The sequence below is a fragment of the Brachybacterium rhamnosum genome, from assembly GCF_039526185.1.
Classification (GTDB): Bacteria; Actinomycetota; Actinomycetes; order Actinomycetales; family Dermabacteraceae; genus Brachybacterium; species Brachybacterium rhamnosum.
This window is the reverse complement of record NZ_BAAAIS010000003.1, coordinates 415,541-433,573: the sequence shown is the minus strand read 5'-3', so window position 1 is coordinate 433,573 and position 18,033 is coordinate 415,541. Positions and strand designations below refer to the sequence as shown.

Here is an 18,033-nt window from a genome sequence, read left to right as displayed (position 1 = left end):
ATCCAGCGGGGGTCCGGCGCCGAGTCCGACGACGACAGACGAGGTAGCGCACGTACATGGGGAATGCGAACACGGGATTCGTGCACAGGAACGCGGCGCTGCTCGCCGTGGAGATGAGCCTCCCGCAGGTCACCGTCACGTCCGACGAGATCGACGAGATGCTCGCCCCGGCGCGCAAGCGGCTGCGCCTGCCCAAGGGCGTGCTCCAGCGCGTCGCGGGCGTCTACGAGCGCCGCTGGTGGCGTGACCGCGAGAACGGCTGGAAGCAGGGCGTCGTGCTCGCCGCCGAGCGCGCGATGGCCAAGGCCGGCATCATGCGCGACCAGGTCGACCTCATCATCAACGCCTCGGTCTCCCGCCAGCACCTCGAGCCCGCGGTCGCGACGACGGTCCACCACTCGCTGGGCCTGCCCACGAGCGCCATGAACTTCGACATCACCAACGCGTGCCTCGGCTTCGTCAACGCGATGACCATGGCCGCGGGCCTCATCGACTCGGGGCAGGTCCGCTACGCGCTGATCGTCGGCGCGGAGGACGTCGAGCGCGCCCAGCGCGGCACGATCGAGCGCCTGAACTCGAAGACCGCCGTGCGCGACGACTTCAACAACCAGTTCGCCTCGCTGACCCTCGGCTCGGGCGCCGCCGCCGCCGTCATCGGCCCGGCGGACGAGCACCCCGAGGGCCACCGGCTGAAGGTCACGCAGGCCCGGGCCGGCACCCAGCACCACGAGCTCTGCATCGGCGACATGCACGACATGCGCACCGACTCCGCGGGCCTCCTCGAGAACGGGATCTCGCTGATCCTGGACACCTGGAAGGACGCGAACGACGCGGGCCACGACTTCCGCTCGATCGAGCACATCATCCCGCACCAGGTCTCGATGGTGTACACCCGCAACTTCTCGAAGATCACCGGCGTCTCGATGGACCGCATCCCCGTGACCTTCCCGGACTGGGGCAACATCGCCGCAGAGGCCGTGCCGATGACCCTCGCCCACCACCAGGAGAACATCGCCCGGGGCGAGCGCGTGCTGCTGCTCGGCGTGGGCTCCGGACTCAACACCGCGATGATGGAGGTCGAGTGGTGAGCACCCGCCGCCCGCAGCCCGAGCCCCCCGCCCTGCCCGGCGTCGACCCGCGCATCCAGCGCACCCTCGAGGTGCGCGACCACGCAGGGGAGGAGCGCCGCTGGCACCTCCTGGACTCCGCCCCGCTGCTCGCTGAGCGCGGCGTCACCCCGCGGGGCACGCTGCTCGCGGTGCACGGCAACCCCACGTACTCCTTCCTCTACCGCTCGCTCGTGCGGGAGGACATCCCGTGGCGCGTGATCGCCGTGGACCAGCTCGAGATGGGCTGGTCCGAGCGCACGGGCACCACCCGTCGCCTGCAGGACCGCATCACGGACCTCTCCCTGCTCACCGATGCCCTGGACCTGCGCGGCCCTGTCGTCACCGTGGGCCACGACTGGGGCGGCATCGTCTCGGTGGGATGGGCGCTGGACAACCGCCACGACGTGGTCGGCATGGTCCTCACGAACACGGGCATCCACCAGCGGATCGGCGAGCAGCTGCCCAGGGCGCTGCAGCTCGCGACGACCCCCGCGGTGCTCCCCGCGACGACGTCGATCACCGACGCCTTCCTGCGCACGACGCTCGCCCTGTCCAAGCCCGCGCTCCCGCGCGAGGTCCAGGACGCGTACCTCGCGCCCTACCGGGGGCGCTCGCGTCGCCGCGGCATCGAGACCTTCGTCGCGGACATCCCCGCCGCGGAGGACCACCCCTCCCGCGCCACGCTCGAGCGGCTCGCCGAGGGCATCCGCGAGATGCAGGTGCCCACCCTGTTCGCCTGGGGCCCGAAGGACATCACCTTCTCCGACCGCTACCTGCGCGATCTCATCGCGCGGGTCCCGCACGCCGCCGTGCACCGCTTCGAGGGCGCCTCGCACCTCGTGTGGGAGGACGCCGACGTCGCCGGTCTCGTCGCCACCTGGCTCGCGGACACCTTCGGCGAGGACGCGTCCGCGCCGCCCGCGCCGGCGCCGGCCGCGGTCTCCACCTACGCCGAGCAGGCGCCCGCGGAGCCCGTCGGCGCGCCGATCGCCCGCCTCGCTGCGGATCCCGCGCACGCCCACGGGCCGGCCGTCGTCGAGATCGTGGGGCACGGCAGCGCCGGCCGCGAGATCTCCTGGTCGCTGCTGCACCGCCGCGTCGAGGACGTCGCCTGCGGCCTGCTCGCCCACGGGGTGCGCCCCGGGGACCGGGTCAGCGTGCTCATCACCCCCGGCGCGGATCTCACGGTCGTGCTCTACGCGTGCCTGCGCATCGGCGCGGTCGCCGTCATCGCCGACGCCGGACTCGGCGTCGACGGCCTCACGCGCGCCGTGATCGGCTCGCACCCGGACTGGATCATCGGCATCCCGAAGGCGCTGGTCGGCGCCCGCGCGCTCGGCTGGCCGGGTCGCCGGATCAGCGTCGAGCAGCTGCCGACGGTCGACCGCCGTGCCCTCGGGGTCGACACCTCGATCGCGCAGCTCGCCGCGGAGGGCGCCCGCATGCGGGACCTCGGCGCCCCGCTCGACGCCCCGCACCCCGCGCCGGGCGCCGACGCCGCCGTGCTCTTCACCTCCGGCTCGACCGGTCCCGCCAAGGGCGCGGTGTACACGCACGCCCAGCTCGGCGCCATGTTCGCGGCCGTCGGCGACACGCTCCGGCTGGACCCGTCCCGCGGCCTGGTCGCCGGCTTCGCGCCCTTCGCGCTGCTCGGCCCGGCGCTCGGCGCGCCGAGCGTCGTCCCCGACATGGACGTCACCCGGCCCGGAGAGCTCACCGCGCAGGCCCTCGCCGACGCGGTCGACGCCCTCGGCTCGCCCGCCGTGTTCACCGCCCCCGCGGCGCTGCGCAACATCCTCGACACCGCCGCGTCGCTCGACGACCGCGGCCGCGCGGCCCTCGCCCGGGTGCCGAGCTTCTTCTCCGCCGGCGCCCCGATCCCCGCGCACCTGCTGCGCCGGCTGAAGGACCTCATGCCGGCCGCGAGCGCGCTCACGCCGTACGGCATGACCGAGTGCCTGGCCGTCACCGCGATCTCCCTCGAGGGGATCGAGGCGGCCGGCGAGGGCTCCGGTGTGTGCGTCGGCACCCCCGTCCCGCGCGTCGAGGTGGCCCTCGCGCCGCTGGACGCCGAGGGCAGGACCACCGCCGAGATCACCCAGGAGCCGGGCGTGACCGGCGAGATCCTCGTCCGGGCCCCGCACGTGCGGGACCGCTACCTCATGCTCTGGGGCACGACACGCACCTCCCGGCGCTTCGAGGGCTGGTACGCCACCGGCGACGCCGGTCACCTCGACGAGGACGGCCGGCTCTGGGTCGAGGGGCGCACCACCCATGTGCTCGCGACCGCCGAGGGCCTGTTCACCCCGGTCCGGATCGAGGAGGCCGCCGAGGCCGTCCCGACCGTGCGCCGGGCCGGCGCCGCGGTCGTCGGCCCCCGCGGCACCCAGCAGGTGGTGGTCGTGCTCGAGACGGAGGACGACCACCGTCCCGGGCGTGCGACCCGGCCGCGTCCGGCGTCGCCCGCGCTCCAGGAGGCGGTGCGCCGCGGCGTCCGCGAGGCCGCCGGGGTGGGCGTCGTCGCCGTGTTCACGACGCGCTCGCTGCCCACGGACATCCGCCACAACTCGAAGATCGACCGGGCCGCACTGTCCCGCTGGGCGGAGCAGACGCTCCGCGGCGAGCGCGCGGACGCCCTGTGAGCGCCCGCAGCGTCCTCGTCACCGGCGCCTCGGGCATGCTCGGCGGCGCCGTCGCCGAGCGGCTGCGGGACCGCGGCGACTCGGTCCGCGCCTTCCAGCGGCGACCCGCCGGCATCCCCGGCGTCGCCGACGTGCAGGGCTCGCTCACGAGCGCGGAGGACGTCCGGCGCGCCGTGGACGGCGTCGACGCGGTCGTGCACCTCGCCGCGAAGGTCTCCATCTCCGGACCGGAGGAGGAGTACCGCGCGATCAACATCGGCGGCACCGGGAACGTCGTGGACGCCCTGCGCGAGCGCGGCGGCGGCGCCCTGGTCAACGTCTCCTCGCCGTCCGTCGCCCACCTCGGCACCGCGATCGTGGGCCTCGGGGCGACCCCGGCGGATCCCGCGCACGCCCGCGGCCCCTACGCGCGCACCAAGGCCGCCGCGGAGCAGCTCGCCATGGCCGCGGACGGCCACGACGGCCTGCTCGTCACCTCGGTGCGCCCCCATATCGTGTGGGGCCCCGGCGACACGCAGCTCGTGGGCCGCATCGTCCAGCGGGCCGCCGCCGGCCGGCTCCCGCTGCTGGACGACGGCATGGCGCTCATCGACACGACCTACGTCGACAACGCGGCCGACGCGATCGTCGCGGCCCTGGACCGCGTCGAGGACGTCCACGGCGAGAGCTTCGTCGTCACCAACGGCGAGCCGCGCACCGTGCGCGACGTGTTCGGCGGCTTCTGCGACGCGGCGGGGGTGCCGCGGCCGACGCTCCGCGTCCCCGGCGCCGTGGGCCGTCTCGCCGGTCGTCTCGTCGAGGCGGTCTGGGCGGTGCGACCGGGGGAGGACGAGCCGCCGATGACCGAGTTCCTCGCCGAGCAGATGTCCACCGCGCACTGGTTCGACCAGCGGGCCACGCAGGAGCGCCTCGCCTGGACCCCCGCGGTGAGCGTGGACGAGGGCTTCGACCGCCTCGCCGCCTGGTTCCGCGAGCACCCCGTCACCGCCTGAGACTGCTGCAGGACCGACACCGAGCCCGAGCTCGAGACCGAGGGAGAACCGCCATGACTCCGACCCCTGCCGAGGGCGACCGTCACCGGGACAGCGGGAGCGGTGCGTCCGATCAGGACGCCGCGCTGCTCGCCGAGATCGACGCCGAGCTCGCGGCGGAGCGCGCCGCCCGTCCCCGGGCGGGCTCCCGGACCGTCGGCGCCGTGCTGCTCGTGGGCGGCCTCGCGGGCTGGATCGCCGCGCTCGCGCTGTTCATGGACAAGATCTTCCTGCTCGAGAACCCCGGCGCGAGCCTCGGCTGCGACATCAACCCGTTCATCTCCTGCGGCACGGTCATGATGACCTGGCAGGCGAGCGCGCTCGGCATCCCCAACATGGCGATCGGCCTGGGCGGCTTCGCGATCATGGGGGCGATCGGTGCGCTCATGCTCTCCGGGGCGGCGCTGCCGAGGTGGTTCCGGTGGGCGCGCCTCGGCGGGATGACCTTCGCCTTCGCCTTCGTGCACTTCCTCGCCGTCTCCGCGATCTTCGTGATCCGAGCGCTGTGCCCCTGGTGCATGGTCGTGTGGACGGTGACGGCGCCGATGTTCTTCGCGACCCTCGCGCACACCGTCGAGTCCGGGGACCTGCGCGTCCCGGCACCGCTCGCCGCCGTGCTGCGGCGCTGGGTGCTGCTGACGATCGCCTGGTACGTCCTCGTGGTGCTCGTGATCGCCGTGGCCTTCTGGAACCAGTGGCTCGCGACCTTCGGCATCGCCTGATCGTTCCTCCCCACCGCCCCGTCGTCCCCACCGGACGGCGGGGCGTCGTGCGTCCCCCTGCCGGTCCCTACGGTTCGGGGCATGGGAGCACGCAGCAGGAGTCGGGACATCGCCCCACGACCGGGACGGCACCGGGTGGGCGGCCGGGGCGGGCACAGGACCGGCGGCGCGGGAGGGCGTCGGGGTCGGACCGGTCCGGAGCCTCTCGTCGAGGAGATCCACCACGAGCCGCCGCGACCCCCGCGCCGGGGGCTCCCGGCGCCCTCCGCCGCCTCGCTGCTCGGGATCGGTGTGCTCGTGCTGCTCGCCGTCGGCATCGTCCACCTCTCCACCTCCGGGTCCGCGGTCCCGGTCACCGAGGGCGAGGGCACCGTCGCGATCGCCGCGAGCGGCACGGCCTCCAGCGGGGAGGACGACGCCGGTGCCTCGGCCTCCGGTGGAGCATCCCCGGCGGGCCCGGCGTCCTCCGCGCCGGTCGCGACGGAGGAGGCGGCGCCGGCGTCGGGCGGGGGAGAGCCGGCGGACGGCACTCCCGTCGTCGTGCACGTCTCCGGGCAGGTGGCCAGCCCGGGCGTCGTCGAGCTGCCCGCCGGATCCCGCGTCGCCGATGCCCTCGAGGCCGCCGGCGGCGCCACCGACGATGCCGATCTCGCGGCCGTGAACCTCGCACGCCCCCTCACCGACGGCGAGCAGATCCACGTGCCCGCGCCCGGGGAGGAGATCCCCGCTGGAGGAGGTGCAGAGGCCGCAGGCGGCGGCGCGGGAGGCACCGGCGGTGCGAGCGGTGGCGACGCCGGTGCGGGCGGGGGAGAGGGAGGCACGGTCGACCTCAACACCGCGAGCGTCGAGGAGCTCGACGCGCTGCCCGGGGTGGGGCCCGCGATCGCGCAGCGCATCGTCGAGCACCGCGAGGCCAACGGTCCCTTCACCTCCGTCGACCAGCTCGAGGAGGTCTCCGGGATCGGCCCGGCGACCCTCGAGGAGATCCGGCCGCGGGCGACCGTCTGATGCGCCGCGGTGACCTGCACCTGCTGCCCGCGGCGACCGCCGCCTGGGCCCTCGCGGTGCTCGGCATGAGTGCGGGCACCGCCGCGGCGATCGGCGGCGGCGCCCTGCTCACCGCCCTGGTCCTCGCCGCCGTGCTCTGGTGGCGCGGCCGGAGCCTCGCGCACCGCCTCCTCGCCCACCTGGGGCTCGGGGTGCTCGCCGCCGCGCTCCTGCTCCCCGCCCTTCACCGCGCCGAGACCGCGACGGAGCTGCTCGAGGACGCCGCGGCGCGAGGTCTCGTGGTCGAGCTGGAGGTGCGCCTCGGCGCGGATCCGGAGGCCCCGAGCACCGGTCCCGTCTGGGCCCGTGAGGGCGTCGGGGCGATGGCACGCACGGTGAGCGGTCCCGTGCGCCTCGGCCCGGAGCAGGAGCTCCTCCCGGCCTCCGTCCCGCTCCTGGTGCGGGCGCAGGGCACGGAGCCGGCCGAGCAGCTGCGCGGCGCGAGGGACGGGAGCGTGATCGCCGTGCGCGGCACCGTCCGGGCGGACGGCGGCCTGGTCGTGCTCCGCGCCCGCGAGGTCCGCGTCGTGCCGGCCGGCGGCGTGCGCGGCGCCCTCGAGGACGCCCGCCACGTCCTCCGGGAGCAGAACCGCCGTGCGACGGCCCATCTCCCGCCGGACGAGGCCGCGCTCGTGCGCGGGATGACCACCGGCGACACCCGCGGGCTCTCCGAGACGAGCGAGGAGATCATGCGGCGCGCCGGGATCTCGCACCTCGTCGCCGTCTCCGGGGCGAACATCGCCCTCGTGATCGCGGCCGTGCTCGGCCCGCTGCTGCTGCTCGGCGTGCGCCGCCGGCGCCGGATCGCGCTCGCGGCCCTCGCGATGGCCTCCTATGTGTGGCTCGTGGGGGACGAGCCCAGCGTGCAGCGCGCCGCGACGATGGCCGCCCCGCTGCTCGCGGCCCGCTTCGCCGGCGTGCGCGCCTCCCCGGTCGCCGCGCTCGCGATGACCGTGGCCCTGTGGTCCGTGCTGGACCCCGTGACCGCCGCGTCCATCGGCTTCCTGCTCTCGGCCCTCGCCACGGCCGCGATCCTGCTCGCCGCACCGCCGCTGGCCGCGGCGATCTCGGGGATGAGCGGCGGCCGCGTGGGCCGCACGGCGGCGCTCGTCCTCGCGGTGCCCCTCGTCGCCCAGCTCGCCTGCACCCCCGTGCTGATCCTGCTCGCCCCCGAGATCTCGATCTGGGCGGTCCCCGTCAACATGGTGGTCGGGCCGCTCGTCGGGCCCAGCACCGTGATCGGCCTGCTCGCGCTCCTGGTCGGCTTGCTCTGGCCGCCGGCCGGCAGCGCGCTCAGCACGCTCGCCGCAGGCGGCGCGCATCTCGTGCTGCTCGTGGCGCGCACCGCGGATGCCCTGCCCGGATCGAGGATCGCGGTCCCCGAGGGCGCGCCCGGGGTGCTCGGCGCGATCGCCGTGATCATCGGCCTCGCCGTCGCGGTCGCGATGCGGCGGCATCCGCTCACGCGCTGGGTCGTCGCCGCGGTGCTCGTGGTCGTCCTCGCTCCGGGGGCGGCGCGCTGGCTGCCGGGGCAGCGCGCCCCCTCCTGGGTGGTCGCCGCCTGCGCCGTCGGCCAGGGCGATGCGCTGCTTCTGCGGGGCACGGGCGCCGACCCGGTGACCGTGCTCGTGGACACCGGGCCGGACCCGGCCGCGCTGAGGGAGTGCCTGGACCGGCTCCAGGTGCATCGTCTGGACCTGCTCGTCCTCACGCATCCGCACGCCGATCACGTGGGCGGTCTCGCCGCGCTCACCGGGGACCGTGCGCCCGCGCAGCAGTGGATCTGCCCGCTGCCCTCCGCGCGCTCCGCGATCGTCCCCGGCGTCCTGGTGACCGGGGCGATCACCGGAACGGCATGGGAGCTGGAGGGCCTCGCGCTGGAGGTCCTGTGGCCGCCGAGCGCTGAGGCCGCGGAGGACGCCGCCGCGCGGGAGCACGGCGGGGAGGCGGGAGCGGAGAACGACTGCTCGCTGGCCCTCGACGCCCGTCTCGGCACCGACGCGGCCGACGGCGGCGGCACGCGGCTCGTGGCGCTCGGGGACCTCGAGCCCGCCGCCCAGGCCGAGCTCGCGGCCCTCTCGCCCGGGCGGGCCGACATCGTCAAGGTCGCCCATCACGGCTCCCGCTACCAGGACGAGGAGCTGTACGCGCAGCTCGACCCGGAGCTCGCGCTGGTCACGGTGGGGAAGGAGAACACCTTCGGCCACCCCACGACCCGGACCCTCGACATGCTCGCGGGCGGAGGCGCCGACGTCGCCCGCACCGACCTCCACGGGACCGTGGTGCTTCCCGCAGAGGACCCCCTCGCGCCGCGGAGCGTCGGTCCCGGCCGCTAGGATCGATCCGGTCCCCGTCGATGAGAAGGAGCACTGTGAGCGACGTCGAGTGGCACAGCGTCACGCCCGCCCCGATCGTGCTGATCCAGGGCACCGAGACGCTGATCGCCGACCGCGCCGTCCAGCGGCTGCGAGGCCTCGCGCGCGAGCAGGACCCGGGCGTGGCGATCCACGACCTCTCGGGGGAGGCGCTCACCGCCGGCGCCCTCACCCAGGTCGCGAGCCCCTCGCTCTTCGGCGAGCCGCGGTTCGTGGTCGTCCCCGAGCTGCAGGCCGCGCCCGAGGCACTGATCCTCGAGCTCCTCGACTACCTGCCCCGCCCCGAGGAGGACGTCTCCCTCGTGCTCGTCCACCGCGGCGGCAACCGCGGCAAGAAGCTCCTGGACGCGCTCAAGAAGGCCGGCGTCCCGCGCGTGGACGCGAGCCCCGTCAAGCGCCCCGCGGACAAGCAGGCCTTCATCGCCGCGGAGTTCGCGCGCGCCGACCGTCGCGCGCAGCCCGAGGCGATCACCGCCCTCGTCGACGCCTTCGGCACCGATCTCGCCGAGCTCGCCGCGATCAGCCGCCAGCTCATCGAGGACACCACCCCCGAGCCGGGGGAGCAGCCCGCACCGATCACCGCGCAGGACGTCCACGCCCTCACGGCGGGACGCGTCGAGTCCACCGCCTTCGCCGTCGCGGACGCCGCCATCGCCGGCCGCGAGCAGGAGGCCCTCCAGCTCCTCGCCCAGGCGCAGCTCGCCGGGGCGGACCCGGTGCCGATCGTCGCGGCGGTCGCGATGAAGATGCGCCAGCTCGCGAAGATCACCTCACCCGGGGCGAGCGCGCGGACCCTCGGCATGCCGGACTGGATGATCCGGAACCTCTCCCGGGAGGCCCGCGCCTGGAACGACCGCTCCCTGGCCCGCGCGATCGAGGCCGTCGCGCGCGCCGATCACGAGGTCAAGGGCGCCGGCCGGGATCCCCGCTGGTCCGTCCAGCGCATGGTGATGGAGATCTGCCGGGCCCGCCGGTCCCGCTGAACGACGCGCCGCCGGGCAGTCGTCACCTCCCGGATCCTTGACCTCTCGGATTGCCGGGCGAAGGGCCCCGGACAGCACGGAGCCCCGTGCACCGAGGTGCACGAGGCTCCGTGGCTGCTGGACCCGGGGGCCCGCCGATCAGATGATCAGGAGATCAGCGATCAGGCGGAGACGCCGGCGACGAGCTTCGCGAGACCGGACTTGCGGTTCGCGGCCTGGTTCTTGTGGATGACGCCCTTGGAGACGGCCTTGTCGAGCTTGCGGGAGGCGAGCTTCAGCGCCTCGCCCGCCGCCTCGGCGTCACCGGAGGTCACCGCGGTGCGGACCTTGCGGGTGTAGGTCTTGAGCTCGGACTTCACCGCACGGTTGCGCAGGCGCGCCTTCTCGTTGGTGCCGATCCGCTTGATCTGGGACTTGATGTTTGCCACGAAGACTCTTCTCTTGTGCTGCTGCTGTGATGGGTCGTCCGCAGCGGCTGAGGATCGGAACCGACGGGGACGGGCGGTGGGGATTCGCCGGGAGACGTCGGACCCGGGTCGCTGCCACGGGTACTCGCTCGGGTCGCACCGACCGGCGGACCCTGACACGGCGGGTCGCCGAGATGCGCACACCTCGCGGTATGTCACACATACAAGGAGAGACATTAGCAGAGGGCGAACACCCCGGTCACGATGCACGGGGCGTGTCCTGCATCCCATCCGCGCCCGCCCGCTCCCGCGGATCCGCAGGTCCGGCGGTCGCCGGCGGCCCGGGCTCAGCCCCAGCCGTGGGCCGAGCGGACCGCGGCGGCGACCCGCTCGAAGGCCTCGGCGGGCAGGCGGCCGTCGGCGCGCCGCACCGCCCCGGGGGCGATCCGCAGCAGGCGGTCCGCCCGCACCTCGGAGGCGCGGCCCTGGGAGTCCCAGTCGCCCGTGCCCACGTCCACCCACAGGTTGCCGTGCCCGTCGCGGGACGTGTCGCCGGAGCCCACGCGGTCCTTCGAGGTGAGCATGAGCGCCACGAGGGTGGGCCCCGAGCCGTCCGCGCCGCCGTCGGCCGCGTCCTCGAGGGCGATGACGAGCACCGGCCGGTCCTTGCCCTGCTCGAGGGACTCCTCGTAGTGCACCCACGCCCAGACGACCTCGCCGGGGTCGGGCACGTCGTCGGGGTGCGGGGCGTAGGTCATCGTCACCGGCGAGGAGGTGCTGCGGTCCGCGAGCACGTCGCCGTTCCCACCGGCACCGCCGCCGCCGGCCGCACCGCGGTCGCGCCCGGTGGGGGCCGACGGTCGCCCGGTGCTCCCGGTGCTCGCGGTGTCCCCGCCCGAGCCGCCGCCGCGGCGGGAGTCCTGGAGGGCGTCGATCGCCGAGCGGCCGAGGTCGCGGGCCGCGCGCCTCGCGGCCGGGGAGCGGAGGACGGAGCGCAGCACGGAGGACAGTCGGGAGCCGAAGGGCATGGGGGACCTTCCTGGGGACGGGCACGGACGCCGGGTCTCGAGCGGGTCACGCCCGGGGGCGGGGCACGGTCCCCGACGGGAGACGGTGTTGAATGGTAGCCATGTCCGACCGCTCCCTCTTCGACGGCACCGGGCCCGGGACCGACGGCGACGAGATGTTCGCCGCGGACGGCGGGCTCCGTCCCACCTACGCACCGCTCCACGACGCTCTCGTGCAGCTGGGCGAGGAGGAGTTCCGAACGCGCTCGGAATCCCTCGCCCGCTCCTACCTGGACCAGGGCGTCACCTTCGACTACGCGGGGGAGGAGCGTCCCTTCCCGGTCGACGCGATCCCGCGGCTGATCGCCGCGGAGGAGTGGGCCGAGGTCAGCGAGGGCATCGCCCAGCGCGTCCGCGCGCTCGAGGCCTTCCTCGAGGACCTCTACACCGACTCCCGCGCGGTCGCGGACGGCGTGATCCCGCGGGAGCTCGTGGACTCCTCCACCTACATCGTCGACGCGATGCGCGGCTACGTCCCGCCCAACGGGGTGCGCCTGCACATCGCCGGCATCGACCTCGTGCGGGACGGATCGGGCGGCTTCCGGGTGCTCGAGGACAACGTCCGCACCCCCTCCGGCGTGAGCTACGTGCTCTCCAACCGCCGCGCGATGGTGCAGACCTTCCCGGAGCTCTTCGCCCACAGGCCCGTGCGCAGCGTCGGCGAGTACCCCGGTCGGCTGCTCGCGGCCCTGCGCGCCGCCTCGCCGGACGTCGGCGGCGACGAGCCGACGGTCGTCGTGCTCACCCCCGGCCGCTACAACAGCGCCTACTTCGAGCACTCGCTGCTCGCCCGCACCATGGGCGTCGAGCTCGTCGAGGCGTCGGACCTCGTCGAGCGGAACAACCGCGTCTACATGCGCACCACCGCGGGCCTGCGCCGCGTGGACGTCATCTACAAGCGCACCGACGACGACTTCATCGACCCCGAGGTGTTCCGCCCCGACTCGATGCTCGGCGTACCCGGGCTCGTGCGGGCCGTCCTCGCCGGCAACGTGGTCGTCGCCAACGGCATCGGCAACGGCATCGCCGACGACAAGCTCACCTACACCTACGTGCCGGACCTCGTGCGCTACTACCTCCACGAGGAGCCGATCCTGCGCAACGTGGACACCTGGCGGCTCGAGGAGCCGGAGGCCCGCGAGGAGGTGCTGGACCGCCTCGCCGAGCTCGTCGTCAAGCCCGTGGACGGCTCCGGCGGCAAGGGCATCGTCATCGGCCCGGCCGCGTCGCGGGACGAGCTCGACGAGCTCCGGCGTCGCCTGCAGGCCGATCCCCGCGGCTGGATCGCCCAGCCCGTCGTCCAGCTCTCCACGATCCCGACCCTCGTCGAGGACGGCCTGCGGCCCCGGCACGTGGACCTCCGCCCCTTCGCCCTGAACAGCGGCGAGGACGTGTGGGTGCTGCCCGGCGGCCTCACCCGCGTGGCCCTGCCGGAGGGGGAGATGATCGTCAACTCCTCCCGCGGCGGCGGCTCCAAGGACACCTGGGTGCTCGCCGGGACCAGGCCCTCCCGGGTCGAGGTCCCGACCTCCGCCGGCACGGTGCGGGTGGTCGAGGAGGACGCGGCCGACGCCCCGCTCGAGACCGGCGTGGACGAGTCCTTCGTCGCGGACGCCGCCGAGCGCGAGCCCGACCGGGCCCTCGAGCCGATGCCGATCACCTCCGCCATCCCGATGCTCGACGCCGACGACCTCGCCGAGGAGCACGAGGACCGGACCGACGACGGGCGCACGACCGAGGAGGCGCACGATGCTCAGTAGGATCGCCGACGCCATGTTCTGGATCGGCCGCTACGTGGAGCGGGCGGACCAGACGGCCCGCGTGCTCGACGTGAGGCTGCAGTCGATCACCGAGGACGTCAGCGGGGACGTGGCCCCCGCCTGCGCCGCGGTGCACGAGATCTTCGGCAGCCCCGCGCCCGAGGGTGCCGAGCAGTCCGTGCAGAAGGTGCTCGACCGCCTCGTCACCGACCGGTCGAACCCGTCCTCGATCGCGGGCTCCCTGCAGACCGCCCGCGAGAACGCCCGCGGCGCCCGCGAGGTGCTCTCGACCGAGGTCTGGGAGTCGCTGAACACGACCACGCTCGGCATGCCCCGCGGCGTGCGCCCGGCGCGGATGCACAGCGTCTTCCAGTACGCGAAGGACCGCTGCGCGGTCGTGAACGGGCTCGTCGACGGCTCGATGACCCGCGACGAGGCGTGGCTGTTCTGGCGGCTCGGCCAGCTCGTGGAGCGGGTGGACATGGGCGCGCGCATCCTCCAGGCCCATGACCTCGAGGACTCCTCGGACCAGGCGACGGTGCTGCTGCTGCGCACCTGCAGCGCCCACGAGGCCTACATCCGCTCCTACCGGGGCCGCGTGGACGCCTCCGCCGCGATCTCCTTCCTGCTCCTGGACTCGATCTTCCCGCGGTCCGCCGCGCACTGCCTGCTCGAGATCGACGAGGCGCTCGAGGTGCTCGCGCGGATGCACGGCGCGGGACCGGACCGCCTGGGCACCGCGGATCCCGGCCGGCGGATCGTCGGCCGGGCCGTGGCGAGCCTGCGCTACCGCTCGCTCGAGGAGCTCACCTCGGACTTCGATGCGGAGATGGAGCAGCTCCAGCAGGTCACCGGTGCGGTGACCCGCACGCTCGGCTCGACCTACTTCCACCCGGCGCACTGAGAGGACCGTGCCGCCCCATCGGGGACCGTCCTCGCTGGGCTGCGCCCCTCCCTCATCGGAGGCTCGCGGGTGGTGCGCATCATCCTGCCCGGCGGGATCCCGCCGGAGGGCGGCCTCGCACGCGGCCTGTGACCTGCCCCGGGCTCCGTGCGCCGTGGCGGGCCCTGCGCGGCGCCGCGTGAGAGCATGGGGCGACACGCCGTCCGGGCGGCGCCTCCGCGCGCCCCGGGCCCGTCCCCACCACAGAGAGGACCACCGCCGGTGACCCCCAGGATCGCTGCCGACGAGGCACGGGACATCCAGCCCGCGTCCACCCCCCAGGAGCGCATCCGCAACTTCTGCATCATCGCGCACATCGACCACGGGAAGTCCACCCTGGCCGATCGCATGCTGCAGATCACCGGGGTGGTCGACGACCGCTCCATGCGCGCCCAGTACCTCGACCGTATGGACATCGAGCGCGAGCGCGGCATCACCGTGAAGAGCCAGGCCGTGCGCATGCCCTGGCAGGTCGACGGCACGAACTACGCGCTGAACATGATCGACACCCCCGGGCACGTCGACTTCACCTACGAGGTCTCCCGCTCGCTCGCCGCCTGCGAGGGCGCGATCCTGCTGGTCGACGCCGCGCAGGGCATCGAGGCGCAGACCCTCGCGAACTTGTACCTCGCGATGGAGAACGACCTCACCATCATCCCCGTGCTCAACAAGATCGACCTGCCGGGCGCGGATCCCGAGAAGTACGCGGCGGAGATCGGCCAGCTCGTCGGCGTGGACCCCGAGGACGTCCTGCGCGTCTCCGGCAAGACCGGCCAGGGCGTGCCCGAGCTGCTCGACCACCTCGTGCGCACGCTCCCGCAGCCCCTGGGCGACCCCGACGCCCCCTGCCGGGCGATGATCTTCGACTCCGTCTACGACACCTACCGCGGCGTGGTCACCTACATCCGCGTGGTCGACGGCTACCTCCGCTCGCGCGACCGCATCGACATGATGTCCACGGGCGCGCACCACGAGCTCCTCGAGATCGGGGTGAGCTCCCCGGAGCCGCATGCGACGAACGGCGTGGGACCCGGCGAGGTCGGCTACCTCATCACCGGCGTGAAGGACGTGCGCCAGTCCAAGGTGGGCGACACGATCACCACCTCGGTGCGCGGCGCGACGGAGCCGCTCGCCGGCTACTCCGACCCCAAGCCGATGGTGTTCGCGGGCCTCTTCCCGATCGACGGCTCGGACTACCCGAACCTGCGCGACGCGCTGGACAAGCTCAAGCTCAACGACGCCGCGCTGAACTACGAGCCGGAGACGTCGACGGCGCTCGGCTTCGGATTCCGCGTGGGCTTCCTGGGCCTGCTGCACCTCGAGATCATCCGCGAGCGCCTCGAGCGCGAGTTCGACCTCGACCTCATCTCGACGGCGCCGAGCGTCGTCTACCAGGTGCGGATGGAGGACGGCACGCAGGTCGAGGTCATGAACCCCTCGGACTTCCCGACCGGCAAAGTCGCGGAGATCCACGAGCCGATCACGAAGGCGACGATCCTGGTCCCGGCCGAGTTCATCGGCGCGGTCATGGAGCTGTGCCAGTCCAAGCGCGGCACCCTCGGCGGCATGGACTACCTCAGCGAGGACCGTGTCGAGCTGCGTTACACGCTCCCGCTCGCGGAGATCGTCTTCGACTTCTTCGACCAGCTGAAGTCCCGCACCAAGGGCTACGCCTCCCTCGACTACGACGTCTCCGGCTCGCAGACGGCGGACCTCGTCAAGGTCGACATGCTGCTGCAGGGTGAGCCCGTCGACGCGTTCAGCGCGATCGTGCACCGCGACAAGGCGTACCACTACGGCGTCGAGATGGCGGGGAAGCTCAAGAACCTCATCCCGCGCCAGCAGTTCGAGGTGCCGATCCAGGCCGCGATCGGCGCCCGGATCATCGCCCGCGAGAACATCCGCGCGATGCGCAAGGACGTGCTCTCCAAGTGCTACGGCGGCGACATCTCCCGCAAGCGCAAGCTGCTCGAGAAGCAGAAGGAGGGCAAGAAGCGCATGAAGAACATCGGCTCCGTCGAGGTGCCCCAGGAGGCCTTCATCGCCGCGCTCTCCTCCGACGCCGCCGAGCCCAAGGACGGGAAGAAGAAGTGAGCGCCCTCGCGGCGGGCTCGCGCGGCGCGGTCGAGGCGGTGTGCGTCGTCGGCGCCCTGCGCCCCGATGCCGGCAGCGTCGGCACCACGGCGATCGACAAGCGCCCGGTGGACGGCCCCGTCGCGATCGGCGAGCTGGGACTGTACGCGGACGTCCAGGCGGACCGCGCTCACCACGGCGGGCCGGACCAGGCCGTCTACGCGATCGACGCCGCGGAGGCCGAGCACTGGTCCGTGCAGCTGGGGCGCCCGATTCCTGCGGGTGGCCTCGGCGAGAACCTGCGCGTGGGCGGCCTCGCTGTCGACGACCTCGAGATCGGGGCGCGCGTGCGGGCGGGCTCGGCGCTGCTCGAGGTGACCGCGCCGCGCACCCCGTGCTTGACCTTCCAGCGGTGGATGGGCACGGACGACTTCCGCGCCCGCTACCACGAGCGCGGCCGCACGGGCGTCTACTTCCGGGTGCTCGAGCGCGGCGAGGTGCGCGCCGGGGACGAGCTCCTCGTGGAGTCCGTGCCCGGGCACGGCGCGACGGTCGCCGCGGTCTACGCGGGCGCCCGCGACCGCGATCTCACCCGCAGCCTCGTCCGCTGGGCCGACGGCGCCGGCGTCGCCCTGCACCGCGAGCTCGAGGCCCGCGCGCAGCGTCATCTGAAGGACGAGCGGTGAGCGCCGCGGGCAGCAGCCGGGACCTCTCCGTCTACATCCACGTGCCGTTCTGCGCGGTGCGCTGCGGCTATTGCGACTTCAACACGTACACCGCGACGGAGCTCGGCGGCGGCGGCTCGCAGCGCGAGTACCCCGACAACGCGCGGCGCGAGATGGACCTCGTCCTCGCCGACGACCGCGCCGCCGGATACGAGTACGAGCAGGTCTCCACCGTGTTCTTCGGCGGCGGCACTCCCACGCTGCTGCCCGCCCCGGACCTCGTCTCGATGCTCGACCACCTCCGGGGCCGGATCCCCCTCGCCCCGGGCGCGGAGGTCACGACCGAGGCGAACCCCGACTCCGTCACCCCGGAGTCGCTGCGGGTCCTCGCCGACGGCGGCATCACCCGCGTCTCCTTCGGCATGCAGTCCGCCGTGCGCTCCGTGCTCGCGACCCTGGACCGCACCCACGACCCCGAGCGCGTGCCGCAGGTCGTGCAGTGGGCGAAGGACGCCGGGCTCGCCGTGAGCCTCGACCTCATCTACGGCACCCCGGGGGAGACCCTCGCGGACGTCGAGACCTCCGTGCGGGCGGCCCTGGCCTGCGAGGTCGACCATCTCTCCGCGTACTCCCTCATCATCGAGGGCAACACGGCCATGGCGCGGCAGCTGCGCAAGGGCGAGATCGCGGAGCCCGACGGCGACGACATGGCGGACAAGTACGAGCTCGTCGACGACCTCGCGAGCGCGGCTGGCCTGTCCTGGTACGAGGTCTCGAACTGGGCGCGCACTCCCGCGCACCGCTCCCGGCACAACCTCGCCTACTGGCGCGGCGGCGACTGGTGGGGGATCGGCCCCGGGGCGCACCGCCATCGCGACGGGCTGCGCTCGTGGAACGTCAAGCACCCCAGCCGCTACGCCGCCCGTCTCGCGGAGGGGGAGCTGCCCGTGCAGGAGTCGGAGACGCTCGATGCGGCCACCCGGGCCACCGAGCGGATCCTGCTCGAGCTGCGGATCGCCGACGGCCTGCCCGTCGAGGCGGTGCCGGAGCAGACCCGCGACCAGATCGCCGTGCACACTGCGCGCGGTCACCTGGACCCGGCGGCCCTCGAGGCGGGCCGGCTGGTGCTGACGCGGAACGGGCGGCTGCTCGCCGACGCCGTCGTCCGCGACCTCGTGCCCTGAGCGGAGGCCCGCGCCCCACGTGACG

General features: G+C 74.1%; 14 protein-coding genes. 12 read left to right on the top strand and 2 right to left on the bottom strand.

What is annotated here, in order from left to right; genetic code table 11:
• The first annotated feature begins 56 nt into the window (after nt 1-56).
• From ABD080_RS12090 to holA, 7 genes are all read left to right on the top strand, one after another.
• Nucleotides 57-1,088 carry a 3-oxoacyl-ACP synthase III gene (locus ABD080_RS12090; protein ID WP_137770671.1) on the top strand — a complete coding sequence of 344 codons (1,032 nt, stop codon included), beginning with the start codon at nt 57-59 and terminating at the stop codon, nt 1,086-1,088.
• Nucleotides 1,085-3,751 carry an alpha/beta fold hydrolase gene (locus ABD080_RS12085; RefSeq protein ID WP_240811096.1) on the top strand — a complete coding sequence of 889 codons (2,667 nt, stop codon included), beginning with the start codon at nt 1,085-1,087 and terminating at the stop codon, nt 3,749-3,751. Before ABD080_RS12090 ends, ABD080_RS12085 begins: the two co-directional genes overlap by 4 nt.
• Nucleotides 3,748-4,743 carry an NAD-dependent epimerase/dehydratase family protein gene (locus tag ABD080_RS12080; protein WP_137770673.1) on the top strand — a complete coding sequence of 332 codons (996 nt, stop codon included), beginning with the start codon at nt 3,748-3,750 and terminating at the stop codon, nt 4,741-4,743. Before ABD080_RS12085 ends, ABD080_RS12080 begins: the two co-directional genes overlap by 4 nt.
• Before the next feature lie 53 nt (nt 4,744-4,796).
• Nucleotides 4,797-5,504, top strand: coding sequence for a vitamin K epoxide reductase family protein (locus ABD080_RS12075; RefSeq protein WP_343905215.1), 708 nt, complete (start codon nt 4,797-4,799; stop codon nt 5,502-5,504).
• 81 nt (nt 5,505-5,585) lie between these two features.
• A complete protein-coding gene (locus tag ABD080_RS12070; RefSeq protein WP_343905213.1) occupies nt 5,586-6,512 on the top strand; it encodes a ComEA family DNA-binding protein in 927 nt (308 codons plus the stop codon).
• The gene (locus ABD080_RS12065) at nt 6,512-8,887 is read left to right on the top strand and encodes a ComEC/Rec2 family competence protein (protein ID WP_343905211.1); all 2,376 of its coding nucleotides are present in this window, start codon (nt 6,512-6,514) and stop codon (nt 8,885-8,887) included. The genes ABD080_RS12070 and ABD080_RS12065 overlap by 1 nt, the downstream gene beginning before the upstream one ends.
• Before the next feature lie 35 nt (nt 8,888-8,922).
• A complete protein-coding gene (gene holA / locus ABD080_RS12060; RefSeq protein ID WP_137770677.1) occupies nt 8,923-9,909 on the top strand; it encodes a DNA polymerase III subunit delta in 987 nt (328 codons plus the stop codon).
• 161 nt (nt 9,910-10,070) lie between these two features.
• Here the strand turns inward: holA and rpsT are convergent, their stop codons facing one another.
• Together rpsT and ABD080_RS12050 are read right to left on the bottom strand one after the other, a co-directional pair.
• A complete protein-coding gene (gene rpsT, locus ABD080_RS12055; protein ID WP_137770678.1) occupies nt 10,071-10,337 on the bottom strand; it encodes a 30S ribosomal protein S20 in 267 nt (88 codons plus the stop codon).
• 326 nt (nt 10,338-10,663) lie between these two features.
• Nucleotides 10,664-11,344, bottom strand: a complete 681-nt coding sequence (locus ABD080_RS12050) for a type II toxin-antitoxin system PemK/MazF family toxin (RefSeq protein ID WP_343905208.1) — start codon at nt 11,342-11,344, stop codon at nt 10,664-10,666.
• A gap of 101 nt (nt 11,345-11,445) precedes the next feature.
• Here ABD080_RS12050 and ABD080_RS12045 point away from each other — a divergent pair, with 101 nt between their 5' ends.
• The 5 genes from ABD080_RS12045 (at nt 11,446) to hemW (ending at nt 18,008) form a co-directional block, all read left to right on the top strand.
• Nucleotides 11,446-13,143: a circularly permuted type 2 ATP-grasp protein gene (locus tag ABD080_RS12045; protein WP_343905206.1), complete on the top strand. Its 1,698-nt coding sequence runs from the start codon at nt 11,446-11,448 to the stop codon at nt 13,141-13,143.
• The gene (locus ABD080_RS12040; RefSeq protein WP_137770681.1) at nt 13,133-14,047 is read left to right on the top strand and encodes an alpha-E domain-containing protein; all 915 of its coding nucleotides are present in this window, start codon (nt 13,133-13,135) and stop codon (nt 14,045-14,047) included. The genes ABD080_RS12045 and ABD080_RS12040 overlap by 11 nt, the downstream gene beginning before the upstream one ends.
• A 261-nt stretch (nt 14,048-14,308) precedes the next feature.
• Nucleotides 14,309-16,180, top strand: coding sequence for a translation elongation factor 4 (lepA, locus tag ABD080_RS12035; RefSeq protein ID WP_137770682.1), 1,872 nt, complete (start codon nt 14,309-14,311; stop codon nt 16,178-16,180).
• Nucleotides 16,177-16,845 (top strand): MOSC domain-containing protein, encoded by a 669-nt coding sequence (locus ABD080_RS12030; protein ID WP_343905203.1) that lies wholly within the window; start codon nt 16,177-16,179, stop codon nt 16,843-16,845. The genes lepA and ABD080_RS12030 overlap by 4 nt, the downstream gene beginning before the upstream one ends.
• Nucleotides 16,842-18,008 (top strand): radical SAM family heme chaperone HemW, encoded by a 1,167-nt coding sequence (gene hemW / locus ABD080_RS12025; RefSeq protein ID WP_137770684.1) that lies wholly within the window; start codon nt 16,842-16,844, stop codon nt 18,006-18,008. Before ABD080_RS12030 ends, hemW begins: the two co-directional genes overlap by 4 nt.
• Nucleotides 18,009-18,033 lie beyond the last annotated feature (25 nt).